18 protein-coding genes are annotated in these 20552 nt (G+C 64.9%); 8 read left to right on the top strand and 10 right to left on the bottom strand.

The window, feature by feature from the left end:
* Positions 1-320: flagellin N-terminal helical domain-containing protein (locus D6B98_RS38005; protein ID WP_502699964.1), on the bottom strand; the 320-nt coding region annotated here is incomplete at its 3' end.
* 319 nt (positions 321-639) lie between these two features.
* Between D6B98_RS38005 and flbT the strand changes: the two genes are divergently transcribed.
* Entirely contained in the window at positions 640-1080 is a 441-nt protein-coding gene (gene flbT / locus D6B98_RS38010) for a flagellar biosynthesis repressor FlbT (protein WP_126262042.1), read from the top strand.
* A gap of 104 nt (positions 1081-1184) precedes the next feature.
* On the opposite strand, the gene D6B98_RS38015 is transcribed toward flbT, so the two are convergent.
* The 9 genes from D6B98_RS38015 to D6B98_RS38055 form a co-directional block, all read right to left on the bottom strand.
* Positions 1185-2684 (bottom strand): pyridoxal phosphate-dependent decarboxylase family protein, encoded by a 1500-nt coding sequence (locus D6B98_RS38015; protein WP_126262043.1) that lies wholly within the window; start codon positions 2682-2684, stop codon positions 1185-1187.
* A complete protein-coding gene (locus tag D6B98_RS38020) occupies positions 2681-3934 on the bottom strand; it encodes an ATP-grasp domain-containing protein (protein ID WP_126262044.1) in 1254 nt (417 codons plus the stop codon). The genes D6B98_RS38015 and D6B98_RS38020 overlap by 4 nt, the downstream gene beginning before the upstream one ends.
* A gap of 1 nt (position 3935) precedes the next feature.
* On the bottom strand, positions 3936-5585 hold the full coding sequence (locus D6B98_RS38025; RefSeq protein WP_164719139.1) for a hypothetical protein: 1650 nt from the start codon (positions 5583-5585) through the stop codon (positions 3936-3938).
* Positions 5575-6360, bottom strand: coding sequence for a methylenetetrahydrofolate reductase (locus tag D6B98_RS38030; RefSeq protein ID WP_126262046.1), 786 nt, complete (start codon positions 6358-6360; stop codon positions 5575-5577). Before D6B98_RS38030 ends, D6B98_RS38025 begins: the two co-directional genes overlap by 11 nt.
* 71 nt (positions 6361-6431) lie before the next feature.
* A complete protein-coding gene (locus tag D6B98_RS38035; protein ID WP_126262047.1) occupies positions 6432-8315 on the bottom strand; it encodes a flagellar protein in 1884 nt (627 codons plus the stop codon).
* Between the two features lie 21 nt (positions 8316-8336).
* Positions 8337-10220 (bottom strand): flagellar hook-associated protein FlgK, encoded by a 1884-nt coding sequence (gene flgK / locus D6B98_RS38040; RefSeq protein ID WP_126262048.1) that lies wholly within the window; start codon positions 10218-10220, stop codon positions 8337-8339.
* A 34-nt stretch (positions 10221-10254) separates the two neighbouring features.
* On the bottom strand, positions 10255-12507 hold the full coding sequence (locus tag D6B98_RS38045) for a flagellar hook-basal body complex protein (RefSeq protein WP_126262049.1): 2253 nt from the start codon (positions 12505-12507) through the stop codon (positions 10255-10257).
* A 270-nt stretch (positions 12508-12777) separates the two neighbouring features.
* Positions 12778-13290, bottom strand: a complete 513-nt coding sequence (gene msrB / locus D6B98_RS38050) for a peptide-methionine (R)-S-oxide reductase MsrB (RefSeq protein WP_126262050.1) — start codon at positions 13288-13290, stop codon at positions 12778-12780.
* A gap of 177 nt (positions 13291-13467) precedes the next feature.
* Positions 13468-14937, bottom strand: a complete 1470-nt coding sequence (locus D6B98_RS38055) for an NAD(P)/FAD-dependent oxidoreductase (RefSeq protein ID WP_126262051.1) — start codon at positions 14935-14937, stop codon at positions 13468-13470.
* Positions 14938-15032: 95 nt separating this feature from the next.
* On the opposite strand from D6B98_RS38055, the gene D6B98_RS38060 reads away from it, so the two are divergent.
* The 7 genes from D6B98_RS38060 to D6B98_RS38095 all read left to right on the top strand — a co-directional run bounded on the left by D6B98_RS38060 (position 15033) and on the right by D6B98_RS38095 (position 20045).
* Entirely contained in the window at positions 15033-15569 is a 537-nt protein-coding gene (locus tag D6B98_RS38060; RefSeq protein WP_126262052.1) for a SixA phosphatase family protein, read from the top strand.
* 66 nt (positions 15570-15635) lie between these two features.
* A complete protein-coding gene (locus D6B98_RS38065; protein ID WP_126262053.1) occupies positions 15636-16061 on the top strand; it encodes a universal stress protein in 426 nt (141 codons plus the stop codon).
* 725 nt (positions 16062-16786) lie between these two features.
* Complete coding sequence (locus D6B98_RS38075) at positions 16787-17791, top strand: alpha/beta fold hydrolase (protein WP_164719140.1); 1005 nt, start codon at positions 16787-16789, stop codon at positions 17789-17791.
* Between the two features lie 251 nt (positions 17792-18042).
* Positions 18043-18849, top strand: coding sequence for a transglutaminase-like domain-containing protein (locus D6B98_RS38080; RefSeq protein WP_126262055.1), 807 nt, complete (start codon positions 18043-18045; stop codon positions 18847-18849).
* Between the two features lie 355 nt (positions 18850-19204).
* The gene (locus tag D6B98_RS38085) at positions 19205-19399 is read left to right on the top strand and encodes a hypothetical protein (protein ID WP_126262056.1); all 195 of its coding nucleotides are present in this window, start codon (positions 19205-19207) and stop codon (positions 19397-19399) included.
* A gap of 16 nt (positions 19400-19415) precedes the next feature.
* Positions 19416-19688 (top strand): hypothetical protein, encoded by a 273-nt coding sequence (locus D6B98_RS38090; protein ID WP_126262057.1) that lies wholly within the window; start codon positions 19416-19418, stop codon positions 19686-19688.
* Between the two features lie 150 nt (positions 19689-19838).
* Positions 19839-20045, top strand: coding sequence for a hypothetical protein (locus D6B98_RS38095; RefSeq protein WP_126262058.1), 207 nt, complete (start codon positions 19839-19841; stop codon positions 20043-20045).
* Positions 20046-20552 lie beyond the last annotated feature (507 nt).

Genomic DNA, 20552 nt, shown 5'->3' on the forward strand with positions numbered 1-20552 from the left:
GTGGAGTAGCCGACCGTGGTCTGCAGCGCCTGGTTGGCGATCGACTTGGCGCTGTCGATCAGCTTCTGCAGCGAGGTGATGCCGGTGTTGGCAGCCTGCAGCACCTGCACGCCGTTGGCGATGCCGTCGAGCAGGTTGTTGATGTCGCTGGCGCGATTGTCGAGCGACTGGGCCGTGAAGAAGTTGGTGGGATTGTCGAGGGCCGAGTTGACGCTCTTGCCGGTCGACAGACGGTTCTGCGTGGTGGCGAGAAGATCAGCGGTGGACTGGAGGGAGAGCAGGTTCTGACGAACCGACGCGGAGAGGACGATACCGGACATGACTCTGTTACCTTTCTGGTAAACGACGCTACTGTTACACGTCTGCTTGGATCGCGATTGACCCAGCGACGGCGGACGGTGCCGCCGAGACCTCTAACGAAACATGAAATGAAACCCGCGCTTTTGCCCGGCCGCGCGTGATTCGGTCCGGGACGCCGCGCAAATCGCTGCGCCGCCACACGGGTGCACCTTTGAAAGCATTGAGCTTTTTGGCGCGAGCGGCGGGAATTTACAACTCGTTAACTAGTTGCGAGCGAGAATCACGCCTTGATAGGCCGCAACGAACGCTCGGTTACGAAAGCGTTGATGGAGAACAGGCATGGCCCTCAAGGTCGAGCTCAGACCGCACGAACGCATCATCGTCGGCAACTGCGTGATTACCAATACGGACCAGCGTGCCCGTCTCCTGATCGACGGCGACAACGTGCCGATCCTGCGCGAGCGCGACATCCTCACGCCGGAGACCGCCGATACGCCGGCCAAGCTCGTCTATCTGGCGGTGCAGCTCATGTACATCTCGCCGGATCCGCAGACCCAGCACGGCACCTATTTCAACCTGGTGCGCGATATCGTCACCGCGGTCCCGAGCGCCTGGCCGATCATCGAGGCCATCAACAACAACATCCTGAACGGCGACCTCTACCGGGCGCTAAAGGACGCCCGCAAGCTGATCGCCTATGAAGAGAAGCTGCGGAGCCAGTTCGAGGCCACCCATCCAAAGGCTGAAGCGGCCAAGGACGACGTGAGCTCCGCCGCCTGACCATTGGGCTTCCGCGCGGCCACGCCACGCGAACGAAGCCGTCCCGCAAACAAGAACGGCCCCGGATCATCTCCGGGGCCGTTCTCGTTTGAACCACGCGCGTGCTATTGCGCCGCGAGCGGCGGCGCCTCGACCTCGATCACGCCGTCGCCGCACCGCCGTCCGCCAAACTCCAGCACCGCCGCGACCAGCACATCGATGTCCGCCTCCTCGGTGCGGTGATTGACGATCGCGGCGCGGATCGCAAACTTGCCGTCCAGCGTCGTGCTCGACGGCGCCGCCACTCCCGACTCCTGGATATCGGCGACGATCTCGCGGTTGACCGCGTCGTCGGCAAGGTAGCGGAAACAGACGATGTTGAGGTTGACCGGAGCCAGCAATTCCAGCCGCCGTTCGGCCAGCACGCGCGCTTCGAGATACTTCGCCAGCGCACAGCTTCGCGCGATCGTCGCACCCAGCCGGTCGATGCCGAACGTCTTCAGGGTGAACCACGTCTTCAGCGCACGGAAGCCGCGCGACAGATCGGGGCCGAGATCGCAGGGCCAGATCGCCCCCGCCGCAAGCCCCCTCGCCTCGCGGCGCAGATAGGCCGCGGGCTGCGCAAAGGCCTGCCGATGCTGCTCGCCATCGCGCACCAGCAGGAAGCCGGCATCGTACGGCACCTGTCCCCATTTGTGGAAGTCGAGCGCAATGGAATCGGCGAGTTCGATGCCGCCGAGCAGCGGCGCGAGCTCGGGCGAGAAGATCGCAAGCGCACCGAAAGCACCGTCGACGTGAAACCAGATTCCCTCCTCGCGGCACAGCTCCGCGACGGCCTTGAGATCGTCGATCGCGCCAATGTCCACCGTGCCGGCAGAGGCGACGACCAGGAACGGCTTGAAGCCGACCTCGCGATCGACGGCGATCTGCGCGCGCAGCGCGGCAACGTCGATGCGATGATCGGCATCGACGCCGATCTTGCGCAGCGCATCGGTGCCGAGCCCGGCAATGTCCATCGCCCTGGAGACGCAGCCATGCGCGGCCTGCGAGGTATAGGCCGTGAGCAGCGCACCGTCATTGCCGATGCCGTATTGGCGCGCGAGCGCGCCGAGCGCAGCCGTGCGCGCCACCAGCACCGCCATCAGATTGGCCATCGACGTGCCCGTGACGAAGATGCCGCTCGCGCTGTCCGGAAAGGCGAACAGGCGGCGCATCCAGTCGACGATCTGGCGCTCGACCTCGATCGGCATGTGGTCCCGTCCGCCGAGATTGGCGTTGAGGCCGGCGGCGAGCATGTCCGCGAGCATGCCGACCGCGGTGCCGCCGCCATGCACCCAGCCCATGAAGCTGGGATGGACGTTGCCGGTCGCATAGGGCGCGACGTGCTCGGCGAATTCGCGATAGACCTCGGCGAGGTCGCTCGCCCCGCGCGGCACGTCGGCCTTGAAGGCCGCGCGGACGTCGTCGGGGATCGGCTGCCAGACCGGACGCGTCCGGACGTTGGCGATGCCGTCGATCGTCTCATCGAGCATGCGATGGGCGAGCGCGCGAAATGCGCTCCAGTCCTGCGGGTCAAGCGAGGTGTGCGCGACGGAGCTTTGCGCGTTGCGGACGATCTCGTTCATGTTGCACTCCCCTCGCCCGCTCTTGCATGCCGCGACAGCATTGCCGCGAACGCCGCGAAGATCTTGCGCATCTGCGGTGGCTTGTAAGGAAACACCGCCGGCGAATCCATGTTGTGCACGACGGCGGTGTTGTCAGCTTCGAAGACCAGGAGCTCGTTGTCCTGATTCTCCGCGCAATCGACGATGAAATAATCGAGGCCGACGCGCCTGCTCATCTCGTCGAGCGCGTTCCTGTGGCGCGCCGCGAAGGCGTGGTCGAAGTCGCGCATGAAGATCGCCTCCTCCGCACGCTTCTCCTCGCTGAATGCCATGTTGGCGTTGAGGTACCAGATATCCCAGCGGTCGGCGATCGCCATGTGGCAGGCGTAAGGTTTGCCGTCGACCATCGCGAGACGATATTTGCGATAGAGCCCGTCGGGATTCACATAATCGACGAAACGCGCGACGAAGAAATCCTGCTCCTTACGCTCGGCAAGATAAGATGCGAGCGCCGCCGTATCGTCGAGCTTCGCGAGCCCGACGCCGGCATGCGAGCCGCGCGGCCGCGCGATCATCGGAAAGCGCAGTTCACCCGCGATGTCCTGGCAAGCGATCTGCCCGCTCGAGAGGTCCGACAATTGCGCGCGCGTCGCGTGGATGGTCGCGGGAATATCGAGACCCGGCACGCCGGCCAACAGCCGATGCAGCTTGTCGCGATCCAGATTGCCGATGCGATCGGGACGATTGAGCAGCGGTCGCGGCCAATGCGGCGCGGCCTTCCCGACCAAGGCGAGCGCCTCGCGGCATTCCTCGGAATCGGAAGCGACCACGATCGCGACGTCGTGCTCCGGCAAATTCTCCGGCAGGCCGACGCCCTTGACCACGTAGAGCGTCAACAGCTCGATGTCGGAGCCTTCGAGCAGAAAATCGATCGGCGTGTTGCCGCCCATGTCGATGTCGGCCGCAAGCGCGAGCACGCGCAAGCCGGGCTTCGGAGCGGCAATCGGCGTGCGAAACAATTGATGGAAGGCCAACACCTCCGACTGGATCGCAAGCCCCTGATCCTTGTCGCCGAGAAGCTGGGCGATCAACGACAGATCCAGTCCTTCGCCCGCCAGCGCCGTCCCCGCCGCGATCCGCGCCACCAATTGGTCGCGCAGCGGATGCAGATCGACACCCTCGAAGGCCTGGCGGGTCAGCTGCGCAAAGCCGATGCGATCGGCATAATTCGCCGCAATCATGCCGATCGGCGCGGAAAGCGGATGCTGCATCTCACACCTCGAACGCGGAGTTTACCGGCGCGGCGGCGACTGCGCCACGGTCGAGCAGCAGCTCGATCTTCACCAGCACATGGGCGATGCGATCGAGAATTTGCTGCACGTTGCGTTGCGCCTCTGCCGTATCAGGCGACCAGGCCTCGGTCACGAGCCGGGCGCCGACGCAAAGGCGCAGCACGGCCTGCGGTGCCGCGTCCTGCCGCTCCAGGCGGACCGGCTGACCGATCAGGCAGCGCTGCGCGGCGACCTGTCGGTCCGCCGCGGTGCCGCTGAACGCCTCGCTCATGTCACGCGCCAACGCCTGATGAATGGCGTTGGTCTCGGCGGTCGAAACCGGCTTGCCGCCGCGCAGCAGCATGAACGGAAAGATCGTAGTCTGTGCAAATTCCTCGTCATCCGCGTCGACGGTGTTGGTCGCGGTCGGGACGGAGCGAAGCGACGGCGACAACGCGATCATGCTGTCGATGCCGGCGGCGAGCTCGGCGAGCATCTTGGCACGGAATGCGCCGGGTACGGCGTAATAGCCGCCGATCTCGGCGAGCGCCGCCTCCCAGCGCAGCCATTGACCGAAGTTCGGACGGCGCTCGAAGCGCGAACGCAGCATCGTCCAGGCCATCGGCCAATCGCAACGATCGGCATAGTCGAAGATGCCCGGCGCGATCCCCTCGATCCGATAGAGCGACCGCGACAGGCCCTTGGGCACCAGCAACGCACCGCTGAACGCAGGCCCACCGAAGAATTTCGAGCCTGAGATCAGCACCATATAACCGCGGTCGAGATAGGAGCGCAGCCGGCGGAGACCGAGCCGCGCCTGACAGGCGTCGACGACGATTTGGACCTTGCGCGGCCAGCGCCGCGCGATCTCATCGAGGCAGGCCGCGCTCGGTGCGCGCCAGCCGAGCTTCGATGCATCCATGATCTGAAGCAGCACGGGCGCGCCTTGCGCGATCGTGGCTTCGACCGCACGCAGCACCGCGACATCGGCATCCCCGCGCATTGCAATCGCGGGGCCTGGCTCCAGCAGCGGCAACGCGAGACAGGCGCCGGCGAGCCCCGCAACCGCGCCGTCCTTGCGAACCGCAAGGCCGCTCGCCGTCATGGAGCTGAAATGGTGCCCGCGCGCGGTATGGATCGTCCCGCTTCCGGTCTGGTCGGCGCCGACCACGATCGTCACCGGCGGCGCCCCGAGCACCGCGCGCGCCAGGAACAGGGCGTGAAGCTGGGAGTCCGTGCCGGAGGGCGAGAACACGATTTCGACGCACGGTGGAAGCTGGAGGTGGCCACGCAGCTCGTTCCGCATGTCCTCGCAGCGCAAGTCGAAGGCGACCTCGACTTCGTCGAACAGGCATTTGTGCATCAGCTCTTCGCGCGCCAGCGCGACGCGGTCATAGGCAGCCTGCGAGATCGTCGACGCCGTCGAGGAGGCGAAATTCCAGACCTCCGGCTCCGGCGCGGCCGCGCAGCCATATACGTTGAGCCGGTCCCCGGCGTCGAGCGCCAGCCGCGGATCTCCGCCCGAGACGAGCAGCGTGTCGAGTGGCGTGAAAAGATCGCGCAGGTGGTAACGCGAACCGCTGTCGGATGCGCGTTCCGGTCCTGACAGGCGGGATGCGCCGGTGCTCATCCCGGAAGGCTCAGGCGGCATCGGCCGCCGCCCCTGCGGGCGCCGGTGCGAATTGCGAGGCGATGTCGCCATGGAACACCGACGGTCCGACGTGATCGAGCGAGCTCTGGATGTCCGCCCAGATCTCGCCGCCGATGTCGGTCCAGCGTTTGCAGAAGGCGAAGTCCTCGGAGAGATAAGTGCCGGTCGCCGGATCGATCATGCATTCGAACAGCGCGAAGCGGTTCTGGCTCGCGACCAGCGAGTCGTGCGAATGCTCGCGAAAGAACTGCAGGCTTGCATAGTCCGGGTGACGGCACATCGCCTCCAGCGCGTGGCGCCGGATCATCAGGAAGCCGGTGCCGGCATAGCGTACGCGGGTGAAGCCGTTGACGACGACGATGCGGTCGGGATCCTCGATCTCGAGCACATAATCCAGCGAAGCCGCGGGCACGTCGGTGCGGCCCGACTGGATCGCCCGCGCGGCCTTGTCCCAATTGACCCGCTTGATCGGATAGCAGCCGGCAACGACGTCAGCGCCGCATTCGATCAGCCGGAACACCTGCTCCGGCTTGAAGCCGATATCGGCGTCGATGAACAGGAAATGCGTCGCGTTGGGATCGTCCAGAAACATCGCGACCAGATTGGCCCGCGCGCGGGTGATCAGCGCGTCGCCGTCCCGCAGCAGCACCTTGAGCTCGAGATTGGACATGCCGTGAACGGCGCGCTGGAGCGCGAAGATCGAGCTCGCATAGATGCTCGACACCTGCCCGCCGAAGCATGGCGTTGCCACCACCAATTGCATCTTGTCCGACATCGGCAGCTCCGCCCCGCTCCAATCCTCACCAAGAGGTAAAGAGGCATGGTTAACGGCGCCTTAACGCGCCCTCACAGGAACTTGACGAGCGAGAGTTGCGCGAGGTTCGAGGTCACCTGGTAGGACGCCTGCAGCGCGTTCTGCAGCGCCAGGATCTCGCTCGCGACCTGGTCGGGCGAGGCCGATTCGGCCTGGTCGATGATGGTCTGGAGGTGCGCCTTGGCCTGGGTCTGGCGCGTGGAGGCGTCCTTCATCGTGTTCTGGGCCATCGCGATGTCGGTCTGGATGTCCTCGATGCGCTGCTGACCTGGCTGCTGCGTCAGCGCCTGCGTCACCCGCAGGCTCAGCGCGGAGACCTGCCCTCCCGAATACTGCCCGGTCGGCGAGGTCGAGAAGGTCCCGAACACCGCGATCGCCTGCAATTGGCGGCGGATCGCGTCCTCGTTGGCCTGGGCGCCATACTGCACCGTGACGGAATCGTCGACCCGCGCCATCGCGGTCGAGCGCGCCGAGCCGGGCCCGTCATTGCCCAAGTACCATTTCACGGTGTTGGCCGAACCGTTGACCAGCGTCGTCGCCGAGCTCGCCGGCGAGGAGCCGACCCGCAGCGGCGGCTGCGTGGCGGTCACGGGCGTCGCGCCGAAACCGAGCGAACCCAGCGCGCCGGTATTGGAGCTGGTGATGTTCAGGCTCGCCGCATCGTCGGTGTTGATCGTGATCGAGCCGCCGTGGACCGTCGAGGGCTTCGACGTCCCCGTGATGGCGTCGATCTTGCCGAGCAGGGTCTGGATGCTGTCGGTGACGTTGAGCTGGTTGCCGGTCGCGCCCGAGGCCACGAAGGTCAGCGTGGTGCCGTTGACGGTGATGGTGTCGCCGGCAACGAAGCCCGGCGAGATCGAATCCGAGGGGCTCGCCCCGGACAGCGCCGTAGCGCCGGTGACGGGGGCCGGCATCGCCGCCTGGTTGTTGACCGGCGTGCCGATCGCAGAGCTGGCGGTGTTGAAGAAATTGTCGCCGGCGACGATCGCGGATGCCGCGACCAGCGAGGTGTTGGCGAGCTTCGTGATCGCGGTGTTCAGCGCGGTATTGAGATTTGTCGCGGTATTGGTCGGGTTGACGGGGGTGCTCGCATCGATCGCGAAGCTGCCGAGCGGCGTCGGCGTCGCCGAGGATGCGGTCAGGTCGATCTGCTCGGTCGTGCCGTCCGGCAGCGTGAACTGGATGCTGAGCTTGTCGCCGTTGTTCGGGTTGACGCCGTTGAGATCGACCGAGAACGACACCGGCGAGCCGCTCGGGCCGGTGACGGTCGCGCCCGTCAGCGTCGAGGAGACCGCCTTGATCTTGAGGCCGAACGGCGAGCCCGCGACGTCTTCCGACACCTGGATCGAGCTCGGCGTCGGCTGCGTCTGCACCAGACGGCCCATGCCGTTGGCCCCTAAGTCGGCGGCCTGGCGCTCCGCCATCACCGTCTTGAAGCCCGCCTGCGTCGTGGTGCCGTTGATGATGTCGCCGGCATCCGTAACCGACTGCGTGTTGACGGCGGTTCCCGAGAACAGATAGCGGTTGCCCGTCTGCGTGTTGAGGACGCCGACCATCGAGCCGAATTGGGCCGCGGCGGTGTTCTGCGCGATGGTCTGGCCGTTGACGTTGAGATCCTGCGCCGTGTTGGCGGAGCCCGTCTGCACCGTGCTGCGGATCTTGGTCAGCGACTGCAACGCGGTATTGGCGAGGTTGATGCTGACATTGACGTTGGTGATCGTGTCGGTATAGGCGGCGATGTTGGAGAGCTGCGCGCGCCCGGCGATCGCGAAGCCCTCGTTGGTGCCCATCCCGGCATAATTCTGCGACAGCTTGCCGGTCGAGAGCTGCGTCGACAGGTCGGTGAGCTGCTGGTTGATGTTTCGGATCTGCGAGCCGAGAACCGACGAGGCGTAGTTGATGCTGCTGATCGACATGTTTCAGAGCCCTGTTACTTGTTACACTTGAGCCTGGAGCAACGTGTTCATCATGCTTTGCACCACCGACATCACGTGAGCGTTGGCGGCATAGGCATTCTGGAGCTGGATCAGGTTCGACATCTCCGAGTCGAGGTTGACCTTGGCGGTGGAGTCGAACTTGGCTTGCAGCGTCGAGACCACGACGCTCTGGCCCTGCTGGAGCTGGGTGGCCTGCGTCGAGGCGTTGGCCTGCACGCTCAGGAATTGCTGCAGAAAGTTCGAGACGCTGCCGGTGAACGGCTGGCCGGCCGAGCCGAGGCCGCTCTGCGGCGAATAGGAGAACACCGCCGAGGTCAGCTGCGAGTAGAGATAGTCCGAGCGCGTGGTGTCGCCCGCGGGCGTCACCGGCGAGGTGTTGTAGACCGACATCCTGGTCGGGTCGGCGACGAGCTGCGTGTTGACGGCGATGCGTCCCGCAAGGCCGGTCATCTGCGAGCCCGAGGCGGTGATCGCGCCGGTGTAGAGCGCCTGTCCGCCGTCGGTGAACAGCGGCAGCTGCGGATTGCCCGAGGTCAGCGACGAGATCGTCTTGCTGATCGAGGCCGAATTGACCTTGGCAAGGCCGCTATTGTCGTCCGTGATCCGCAGCGTCGTGGCGGTGGCCGGCGACGGGGCTGCGGAGAACGTCAGGTGCGAGCTCGACAGCGCCGTGTTGAGCGCCGAGGCGATCGCGCCCATGCCGCCGGAGAAGTTCACGCCGATCCGCATCGGGTTGGCGTTGGTCGCATTCTGCAGCGGCAACGCCGCCGGATCGGTGACGTTGACCAGCGTGACCTGACGCTGCGTATTTGTCGCCGTGTCCGTGTAGGTGAAGGTCGCGGTGTTGCCCGGCAGCGCACCGGCAAGATCGAGGTCGAAGCCCGCCGGAGGACCGGAGACGGTGCTGCCGGCCGTGGTCTTGTCGGACAGTGCGCTCGACATCGTCGCGGCGAGCTGGTCGATCTGGTTCTGCGCCTGCACCAGCGTCTCGTCGCGCAGCTTCAGATCGGCCGCGATCTGGCCCGACGAGACCACGTTGTTGGCGATGACATCGAGCTGCGAGCCGTTCGGCAGCTTGATGGTCAGCGCGCCGACGCCGGACTTGGCCGGGTCGATGTTGTAGAGCGAGGTCGCCGACAGCGTGCCGGCCGAGGCAAAGGAGAATTGCGAGGCGAGCCCGGCGCCGACCAGCTGGATGCCCGTCGTCGTGTAGATGTTGGCCTGGTTCGAACCGTCGACGGTGACGCGGACGTCGACATATTTCGACAAGGTGTTGATGGCCTGGTCGCGCTGGTCCATCAGCGTCGCGGCCGAGGGGTCGTTGGCCGACAGGCCCTGCAGCTTGGTGTTGATGTTGGCGACCTGCTGCATCGCGGCGTTGGCGGCCTGCGCCGAGGTGCCGAGATCCTGCTCGACGTTGGAGCGCAGCGACTGGATGCCCTTGGTGGTGACGTTGAGCTGCTGCGCAAGCGCCTGCGCCGCGCCGAGCGCAACGGTCTGCGCCGACGACGAACCCGAGCTGGTCGACAGCGCCTGCAGCGCCGTGGTGAACTTGTTCAGCGCCGTTTCGAGCGTGCCGCTGTTGCCGGGCGTGCCATAGACATTCTGAAGCTGCTTCAGGATGCTGGCCATCTGGTCGGCGTAGCCGCTGCCGCCGGTTTCGGTGCGCAGCTGGTTCAGCACATAGGCGTCGAGCTCCCGGCTGACGCCGGTCGTCATCGCCGTCGAGCCGAAGTCGCCGGTGGTGACCTCGATCTGGTTCGGCGTCTGGACGACGTAACCCGGCGTCTGCGAATTCGCGACGTTCGAGGAGACGATCGAGAGAGCGGCCTGGTTGGCACGCAGACCGCTCATCGCACTGGCGAGGGCTGAACTCAAACCCATGTTACTTGCCGCCTTTGGTTACGTTACGCGCCGATCAGCGCAACACGTTCAGGAGATCCTGCACCATCGAGTTCGCGGTCGTGATCACCTTGGTGTTGGCCGAATAGGCCTGCTGGGTCACGATCAGCTTGGTGAATTCGTCGGCGATGTCGGTGTTGGATCCCTCCAGCGACGAGCCGCTGATGGTGCCCGAAGCGCCGTCGATGGCGTCGCCCGACTGCTCGGTCGCGGCATAGGCGCCGCCGTCCATTGCCTTCAGGTAGTTGGTGCCGTTGAAGTGCGACAGCTGCACCTGGGCGAGGTTGAGGTTCTGGCCGTTGGAGAAGGTGCCGACCACGATGCCGTTGTTGTTGACGGCGACCGAGCGGAGCTGGCCGGCGGCATAGCCGTTCTGCGTGATGGTGTTGATGGTCACCGCGCCGCTGGTGCTGGCATATTGCGTCAGCCCGCCCGACGAGATGTTGAAGGCGACCGAGCCGAGCGACTGACCGCTGACGCTGACGTTGTTGATGGTGATGCCCGAACCGCTCGGCGAAGTCAGCGAGCCGTCTGCAGCAAAGGTGAAGGCCTGGCCGGTATTGACCCAGCCGACCGTCGTGCCGGTCGCATTCGGATCGGTCTGGTAGAACAGGTTCCAGGTGTCGGAATGGCCCGCGCCAAGCGAGGCGCTGTCGGTCTTGGCCCAGCGCAATTGCAGGTTCACCGGCGTGCCGGCGGCGTTGTAGGCGGTCACCGCGCCGCCGCTGATCGATTCCTTGGTGAAGGTCGAAATGTCGTTGCCGATCACGCCGCCCGTGCCGGCGGTGCCGCCGCCGTCGCGGTTCTTGGTGATGGTCGAGGTGAAGCCGAGCGCGGCGAAGGCAGCGCTGTTCGAGCTGGAGACCGACAGGTTGGAGACGGTGCCGGTGTTCAGCGTGATCACGCCGCCGCTGCTGACCGACGATCCCGACGCGCCGGCCAGCGCGTCGATCTTGCCGAGCAGCGTCGTGATGTTGTCGGTGACGTTGATCTGGTTGTTGCCCACGGCGCCCGCGGCCATGAAGGTCAGCGTCTGACCATCGACCGTGATGGTATCGCCGGCAGCGAAGCCGGACGAGAGCACCTGGGCGCCGCCGGCCGTCGCCGTGCCGCTCAGAACCGTGGCGCCCGAGATCGCGGGCGAGGACAGCACGTTGCCGCCACGGGTCACGCTGCTGATGCCGAGCGCGGTGGCTGCCGTGCCGCTGCCGACAGCCACGTCGGTGCCGGTGCCGCTGGAGATCACGATGTTGCCGCTGGCGGAGAGCGAGGCCGTAACGCCGGCGCCGCCGGCGGTCTGGATGCCGTTCAGGATGTCGGACACAGTCGCCGTCGTGCCCGCGCCGAGGCCGATCGTCGTGTTGTTGCCGACGGTCGAGACCGTGGTGCCGCCGTTGAAGGTGATGGTGTTGCCGTTGATGGTCAGCGTCTGGCCGCTCAGCGCGGTGAGAATGCTGGAGGCGAGATGCGTGCCGACCGTGTTGTCGAGGGACGTGGTGGTCGAGGCCACCGCAGACGAATTGTTCTGGAGCGCGACCGTGCCTGTTGCCGTTGTCGACGAATAGGCCGAGCGGATGTTGCCGGTGGCGGCGGCGCCGGAGACCGTCGCATTGGTGTAGGGCGCGGGCGGCGTGCCGACCGGCAGCGGGTTGGCCGCGAAATCGGACGGGTTCAATCCACCGGCCGCCAGCAGCGTGCCGGCCGCGGCGGTCGTTTTCGCCACCGTGTTCGGCTGGGTCGGCAGGTTCGCAGCGTACTGGATCGAGGTGGTCGCCTGCGCCGGAATGAAGTTGTTCTGGAATTGCAGCACGTTCGCGACGCTGCCGGTCGGGTTGCCGGTCTTCGGGTCGACCGTGACGCCCATCAGGTAATATCCGGCGCCGTTGACGAGATTGCCGTTGGCATTGAGCTGGAAGTCGCCGCGCCTGGTGTAATAGGTGACGCCGGTGAACACCGGCACGTTGTCGACGACGCCGCTCGCCTTCTGGATCGAGAAGAAGCCGTCGCCGGTGATCGCCATGTTGGTGGCGACGGTGGAGCCCGAGATCGTGCCCTGCGTGGTGATGGTGGCCTTGGCGTTGGCCGTCACGCCGCCCGCGACCTGCTTGCTCGGCACCGAGGAGTCGGGAATGAGATCGACGAAGCTGGTCCCGATGCCCTTGTAACCGGTGGTGGATGAGTTCGCGATGTTGCCGGAAATGTTCTGCAGCGCGTAGGACTGCGCCTGCAGGCCACCCACCGAGGTGTTCATTGCATCGAAGATACCCATAACTTTGTCTCCAAATCCGATCTCGGCGGCCGGTCGACCATGGCCGCAGTCGGGGGAGACCGTCGCAAGGGCTATGCCAATGCGGGTACCCTCATGAAATCAACGACTTAATGAAAAAGCCCCGGCCTGACGACCGGGGCACAATTGCCGGGACCGGCAACAATTGCCGGGGCCTTCGGTCATTCCGGGGCGGTCCGCAGGACCGAACCCGGAATCTCGAGATTCCGGATTCGATGCTGACGCATCGCTCCGGAATGACTCCAGGGCGACTTACGTCGCCGACGCCGCCGCGGGATGGAAGACCAGCCCGAAACCGTCGATGCAATAGCGCAATCCGGTCGGCTTCGGACCGTCGTCAAAGACGTGGCCGAGATGACCGCCGCAGCGCCGGCAATGCACCTCGGTGCGAACCATGCCGTAGGCCCGGTCTTCGGTCTTGCCGACATTGCCCTCGATCGGCTGGTAGAAGCTCGGCCAGCCGGTGCCGCTCTCGAATTTGGTCTCGGACGCAAACAGCGGAAGGTCGCAGCCGGCGCAGGCAAAGATGCCCTTGCGATGCTCCTTCAGCAGCGGGCTGGAGCCCGGCCGCTCGGTGCCGTGATTGCGCAGGATCTCATATTGCTGCGGCGTGAGCTGGGCGCGCCATTCAGCCTCCGTCTTCGTGATCTCGAACTTTTCCGCGGTCTTCTGGCCGGCCTCGGCAGGCGTTCCCCTCAGCCAGCGGAGGGCCCCAAGGCCAAACAGGCCGGCGGCAGTCGTCAACAGGATGCGGCGGTCAAACATCTCATTCTCCGTGCGGGAGCTCCACGCCCTGAGATACGGGCTTGAACGGCCGAAGTTACACGTTCAGGCGGAATTTTTCGCGGGTCTAAAGCATGATCCGGAAAAGTGCGCAGCGGTTTTTTCGAAAAGATCATGCTCAAACAACAACCTAAAGCGCGATGACGATCGCATCGCGCTTTAGCGCGAAAGGTCGGCCTCGTGCGCGGTCGGTTCCCCCGCCCGGTCTTCCGCTTGGACCGCAGGTTTCGGCGCAGGGGCCGGCCGCGGCCTGACGCCGGGCGGCGGGCGGCGCGGACCGGTGCCGGCGGCCCGGTTGGCTTCGGCAAGCCGCGCCTCGCGCTGGCGATCCTTGACCCTGGCACGCTCGCGGTAGCGGGCGAGCGAGCCCGCGGCGGCGGAACTCGCCCTGCCCCAGATCCCGACCAATTGGCCTGCGACCCGTCCGGTGGCGCCGCCCGCCCAGACCAGCTCGAACGGCGAGAACAGCTTCCAGCGCTCGTCGCCCCGCAGGATGCTGCGCGCGATCATCTGCCCGGCCATGGCCGAGGTGTTCATGCCCTGGCGGCCGAATCCGCTCGCCACCCACAGGCCTTTGCGCAACTGGCCGATCTGCGGCATGCCGTGCACGGTCTGGCCGGTGGCGCCGCCGAACATGTCCGTGACCTCGACATTGCCGAGCGCTGGAAAGATCGTGCGGATCCGCCGTCTGACGGCGCCTGCAAAGCGCTGCGGACGCGCGGCCCAGGTGGTCTCCGGGCTCTCCCACATCAGCCGGTCGCCGTCGACGATACGGAAATGATCGACGCCGTCGGTGTCCATCACCGATCCCTTGAAGGCGATGATCTCATGCAGGCGCTCGCCGAGCGGCGCGGTGATTCCGGCATAGCGCCAGACCGGCAGCAGCGTCTCCGACAGGCGTCTCAAGGGCGCACCGAGATGGATGTTGCCCGCGAGCACGATGTGGGTGGCGCGCAGCCGCGCCGAGGGCGTGACGATGCGTTTGCGGATGCCGGAATGATCGATGCTGACGACCGGCGTGTCCTCGAAGATGCGGGCGCCGGCCCGCCGCGCCAGCGCCGCGAGGCCGTGCACATATTTGCGGCCGTCGACCTGGAACGCCTTGGGATAATACACGCCGTGGAAATAGCGATCGGTCTTGAGCACCTCGCGGACGCGATCGACCTGCCAGCCTTCGACCTCGGTGTCGAAATCCTCGTTCAGCATCTGCAACCGGCTGATCAGCCGGTCGCCGGCATCGACGTTCGAGACCTCCAGCACGCCCTCGCTTCTGGCGATCCCCGGCATGTTCTCTTCCGTGGCGTTGGCCCGGACGAACTCGGCGCCCTGCTTCGACAGCGTCCACAATTCACGCGCGTCCTCGAAGCCGATGCGCTCGATCAGATCGGTGAGCGGCAGCGCAAAGCCCGGCATCACCGTGCCGAGCTGGTTGCCGGACCCGTTCCAGCCGATGTGACGGCCCTCGAGCACCGCGACGCTGGCCCCTAGCCGGGCCGCCTCCAGCGCGACGGTGAGCCCGGCCAGCCCCGCACCGATGACGCAGATGTCGGCGTCAAGGTCGAACGACAGCCGCGTGCGGTCGCGAAAGCCGGCTTCGTCCTCGGACACGCTTGTGTAAGTCTCGCTCATGCCGTTTTCTTATTAAAGGACCCACCGGGCGCCTGTCACCTTGTCCTCAACCGGCGCCTGTAGATTATTCTGGACGGGAACGATTCGAGAATGCCATGCGCCGTTTGATGTTGCTGCGTCACGCCAAGACCGAGACTGACGCGCCGAGCGGCCGTGACCAGGACCGCCGGCTCGACGAGCGCGGCTACAAGGATGCTGCCCGGATCGGCGACTGGATCGCCAACCATCCGCCCTTCCCCGATACCGTGCTGGTGTCGCACGCCGTCCGGGCGCGGCAGACCTGGGACATCGCCTGGGAGGCGATGAAGGACCGCGTCCCGGCGCCGCAGGTCGAGATCCTGCCGGAACTCTATGGCGCCGATCCCGCGCAGATCCTGGACTGCATTCGCACGGCAACGGCCCCGGCCGACCCGAAGCGATTGCTGCTGGTCGCCCATAATCCCGGCATGCACGAGGCCGCGCTCATGCTGATGGGCGGCGGCGATCCGGCCGGCGCCAAGGCGCTCGCCGACAATCTGCCCACTTCGGGACTTGCGATCTTCGACTTTGACGTCAAGGATTGGGCTGACGTGGCCTACCGCCGCGGCAAACTGGTGCTGTTCACCAGCCCCAAGCTGCTTCGATCGGGATGAGATGCGTGGCCCGCCGTCTCGGCCGACCGACCTAACGCGATCAAGGGCCGAAGATTGGAGGCGCAGATGTTCAAGTCCATCCTCGTGCCCATCGACCTCGCCGACACCGATCTGGCCAAGCCGGCGATCGCGACCGCGGCAACGCTGTCGCAGACCTGGAGCGGCACGGTGCGGCTGCTCAACGTGCTGCCGATGACGCCGGTGATGCTGGCCGAATACGTGCCGGCCGATTTCGACGAACAGCAGCGCCAGACCTCGGAAGAGGCGCTCGCCATCGTTGCACGCGAATCCGGCATCGAGCGGGGGCGGATCTCCAGCGTGGTACGCCAGGGCGGCATCTACCACGAGATTCTGGAGGAAGCCGCGCAGATAAAGGCCGATCTGATCGTGATGACCTCGCACCGGCCGGCGATGCGCACCTATTTCCTCGGCTCCAACGCCGGCCACGTCGTGCGCTACGCCAAATGCTCGGTGCTGGTCGTGAGGCACTAGGCGGCGCAGCGGACCATGGAGGCAGCGCGTGCGCAGCCGATGGTCTCGTGCCCCGGACGCAGCGCAGCACCTCTTCAGCGGTGCGCTGGAGAGCCGGGGCCCATGCATTAACACGCGCTGCGGCTTCGGCGAGCGGCAAGTTCGTAGAGCTGATACTTGGAACAGTTCCCTGGTTGGAACGTTGACCGTCATCGCCGCTCGGCTCTCGGCTATCATCGGTGATGAGAACGCCTGATCGCGCTCCCGCCCTCACGGAAAGGAACGCGACATGCAACGTCGCCGGTTTACACACACAAAATCGCTCAAAGAGCGACTCCTCGAAGAGGCCACAAAGCTAAAAGAGGAGGCGAAGCTGCTACCGCATGGCCCGTTGCGGGAAGCTGCAACGAAAAGGGCCCGGCAGGCCGAGATAGCGGCACATATGGATGATTGGCTCGCCTCCCCGGGCTTGGGATCTCCGAAGAAGGACGAGACATCGGGCCCGGGCTAGCATCTGGCCCGCAACAGACTGGCGCCAAAGCTTCTTGAAGGCAGTTGTCTGAAGATCCGGCGTGGACGCGTGCAGGTGCGGCGCGTGCGCGGAAGAGTGAAGGCGTTTAACAAGAAGACCGATCAGATTCGAGCGTCGTACAGGAACCAAACCGACGACGCCCTCGTTTGGAATGCCTGCAACATTTCTCATTTTGCTCTGAGGCATCGTGCAGACCCTTTATGAGGTACTGCCAATGACCTTGCTGCAAACTCCTTCACCTTCGCTCGTCTCCAGCTGCCTCAGCGCCGTGAGGCGATATCCCGCGCTTGCCGCCGTTACTGGGGCCGTAACGGTGATGGCGGGGGCCGCCCTCATCAATCGGCAGCTTGCCAGGAAGGCACAACGCGATAATCCGCCACAGGGACGGTTCATCGAGGTCAATGGCGTACGTCTGCACTATGTGGAGCGTGGCAACGGCCGCCCGCTGGTTCTCTTTCACGGCAACGGCAGCATGATCCAGGACTTCGAGTCGAGCGGCTTGATTGATCTGGCAGCTGCAAACTATCGGGTTATCGTCTTCGACCGCCCGGGATTCGGACACAGCTTGCGGCCCCGCAATGCGGTTTGGACCCCTGAGACGCAGGCAGATCTGTTCAAGGAGGCACTCGGCCGTCTGGGCGTTCAGCGCGCAATTGTGCTTGGACATTCATGGGGAGCGTCGCTCGCAGTGGCGCTGGCGATCAGGCATCCATCGCTGGTCGAAGCATTGGTGCTGGCGTCGGGATACTATTTCCCGACCGCCCGCACCGACGCCGCGGCCTCTTTGGCACCTGCAATCCCTGGACTCGGCGATATCATCAGTTACACCGTATCCCCGATCTTCGGGCGGCTGATGTGGCCTATGATGTTGCGCAAACTATTCGGCCCGCGCGCAGTCCCCGAGAAATTCGCCGACTTTCCCAAAGCAATGGCTGTACGACCAGCACAGATGCGTGCCAGTGCCGCAGAAGCGGCCTTGATGGTCCCGGCGGCCTTTGTCGCTGCGAAGACCTATAGCGAACTCAGGATGCCCACGATCATCATCGGCGGTGAGGATGACCGTCTGATCGACATCGAAAAGCAATCGGTCAGGCTCCACGAAGAGATCAAGCAGAGCAAACTGCACCGGATCGCCGGCGTGGGCCATATGGTCCATCAATCTGCAACGCCCGATTTGATGGCGGCCATCGACGAAGCCGCTGCCGCGACATTGCACTAGACAATGGGTCCAGCGAATGCTGGCGAGCACCGCGCCCTCCGCTGCCGGACTGGTCGGACGCGGCATAATTCGGTGATGGGATGTGGCTTCGCCTTGCGGCACTTGGCATTGCGTCCGGCCGCCTGCATAGCCATCTTCTCTTCAGGGATGCGGCAGACGGACCAGTCGCAGCGATGCCGACCTGAGTTCGAGCCGACACGACTCATGCGGCGGCCAATTCCGGTCAGCGCAGTTGGAGCCGAGGCTTAAGCATGCAGATCCGGGTCGGCTTCGACATGGTCTACGACTTCCCGCAATTTACGCCATTGATTGCGATGGTCGGAACGCATTTCACGCGGGCATCCGATGTTGTCGTGCCGGATCACCTCATCACCTCGCCTTCTGTTCCGATCACGCCCTACCGCGACAGCTTCGGGAACTGGTGCAGCCGGATCGTCGCGCCGCCCGGCCGCATGCGCCTTACCGCCGATGGAACGGTGCGCGACAGCGGCTTGCCCGATGTGATCGCGCCTTCAGCTGCGCAGCACGCGGTCGAGGATCTTCCATCGGACACCCTGCTCTATTTGCTCGGCAGCAGGTATTGCGAAACAGATCGGCTTTCCGACATCGCCTGGAAGCTGTTCGAGAAAACGGCGCCCGGCTGGCCGCGCGTCCAGGCGATCTGCGATTTCGTTCACCATCACATCGCGTTCGGATACGAGCACGCGCGGGCGACCATGACGGCATGGGAGGCCTTCAACGAGCGGAAGGGCGTCTGCCGCGACTATGCGCATCTCGCCATCGCGTTCTGCCGCTGCATGAACATTCCAGCGCGCTACTGCACCGGCTATCTCGGCGACATCGGCATTCCGCCGCCGCACGCCCCCGGCGACTTTGCAGGTTGGTTCGATGCCTACCTTGGCGGCCGCTGGTACACCTTCGACGCACGCAACAACACGCCGCGCATCGGCCGGGTCCTGATCGCCCAGGGCCGCGATGCGGCGGATGTTCCGATTGTTCATATTTTCGGACCGGGCGAGCTCATCAGCTTCAAGGTGTGGACCGATGAACTGGTGTGAGCCGCCGGTCCGGGTCAATTGCGCGCAGCAAGACGGACGAGATTGACCTCGCTAATTGGCAAGGTGGGTGCTACAAGCCAGCCATCACCGCGCGCTTCCTGGCTGTTATCGGTGACTGAGAGCATCGCGCTCCCGCCTCCACCCGAAAGAAGGCGGTCAGATGTCCGATTTGGTCAGATTCGACATTCGTGAGTGGCTCGTGCCACCTTTGCTGGTGCCTATTTTCCTCGTGCTGCTGATCGCGATCGTGGCCGTTCTCTAGCGGCAGGTCCGTTCGATCGACCTGCGCCAAAACGCGGGCGCGGCGCTTCAGCCAAGACGCGAGCAGAGACGCGAGCCGAGACAGGAGGCGGGAATGGCAAACACGGCAATCATCAGAGATGCCTACGGCGTTCCGGCGGTTTTCGTGGGTTCGAAGACAGGCCGGGACGATGCTCCCTTTGTTTTCGTCAGGGTCGGCGACGAGGAGCGCAGGATGCGCTGGTCCGAATGGGATGCTCTGCCGGCCTGGACCGGCGAGCGTCCGACCTGGGCGAGCAGAACCAAGTGAATACGGAGTGTTCGGCATGACGACGGCTCGAACGAGCACATGGACCGCAGCGCTTTTGCTGGCGGCGGCCCTGTGTACACCCGCGCCCTCAGCTTCTGCGGCGGAGCCGAACTGCCGTGCGATCGAAAGCACCAGCGCGCGCCTCTCCTGTTACGATGCGGCATTTCCGCCCAAAATGCCAAGGCCCGCCGAAGCCCGCATCGGCTCATCGTCAGACTACAAGGATCCATTTCTTGCGGAAGAAGCCCGAACCGCCGCGAAGCTGAAGAATATTTGCCGCGGCTGCTGAGTTCCACAGACAGTTCCTGCGCGGAAACGAAATAAAGCGCTCGCTATCCAGCAGATAAAGTCGCATTGTCTCGGCACCGCCGAGCGGCCCGTAGCATCTATCGGTGGTGTGAACGCGAGTTGCGCTCCCGCTTACCCCCCGCAGCGGAGCATGAAAATCTTGGCTCGACGATCCCCAGAACCATCATCGACCTTCGAATATCGCCTGGCGCAAGAAGCACTCAACCTTCGCCAGCAGGCCAAAGGGATGCCCGCTGGTATCCGCCGCACGGAGCTTTTGCGAAAGGCCGGGCAGATCGATGCTGCCGGAGAGGTCAACAAGTGGCTGACCTCGCCGGGACTATTGGCGCCACGGTAGGGCTTCAATCTCCAACAGGCTGAACCTACGCCGCCTCCGTAGAGACTAACTGGTATCGGGATTTTACTCTCACCCTCCCGGGGCTGATCAGCCGCCGCCTGCGCTTCATTTCAAGCGGGCGGCGCTTTTGCTTGTGGCGGCGGGCCCTTTGCGGGGACCGCCCCGCAACCGGACGTGATTCCCAAGTGCCTTCCGGCACCGAGGCCACAATCCCTTGCGTTGCCCGACGGGCAAAACACCCAATCCATCGGTCAATCCGCGCCGCCAAAAACATTCCGCTTTACCGAAATTCGGAAATGGCGTATGTGTCGCCGCAACCCGGCCCAAAGAGGGGCGTATCGCGATCGTCACGAACGCGGGTCGGGCGGCGGTGGACGCCGATGGCATCGGCGCGATGAGTTTTGCAGGGCGGAGAGCCGTGAGCGAAACCTCTCGCGCACACGACCGGTGCGATCGGCGTACGGCAAAATCGTGTGGTCCTGACGCCCGGGGTCTGGCGTCAAGTCT

The sequence above is a fragment of the Bradyrhizobium sp. LVM 105 genome, assembly GCF_003957705.1.
In the GTDB taxonomy this organism is placed as follows: Bacteria; Pseudomonadota; Alphaproteobacteria; order Rhizobiales; family Xanthobacteraceae; genus Bradyrhizobium; species Bradyrhizobium frederickii.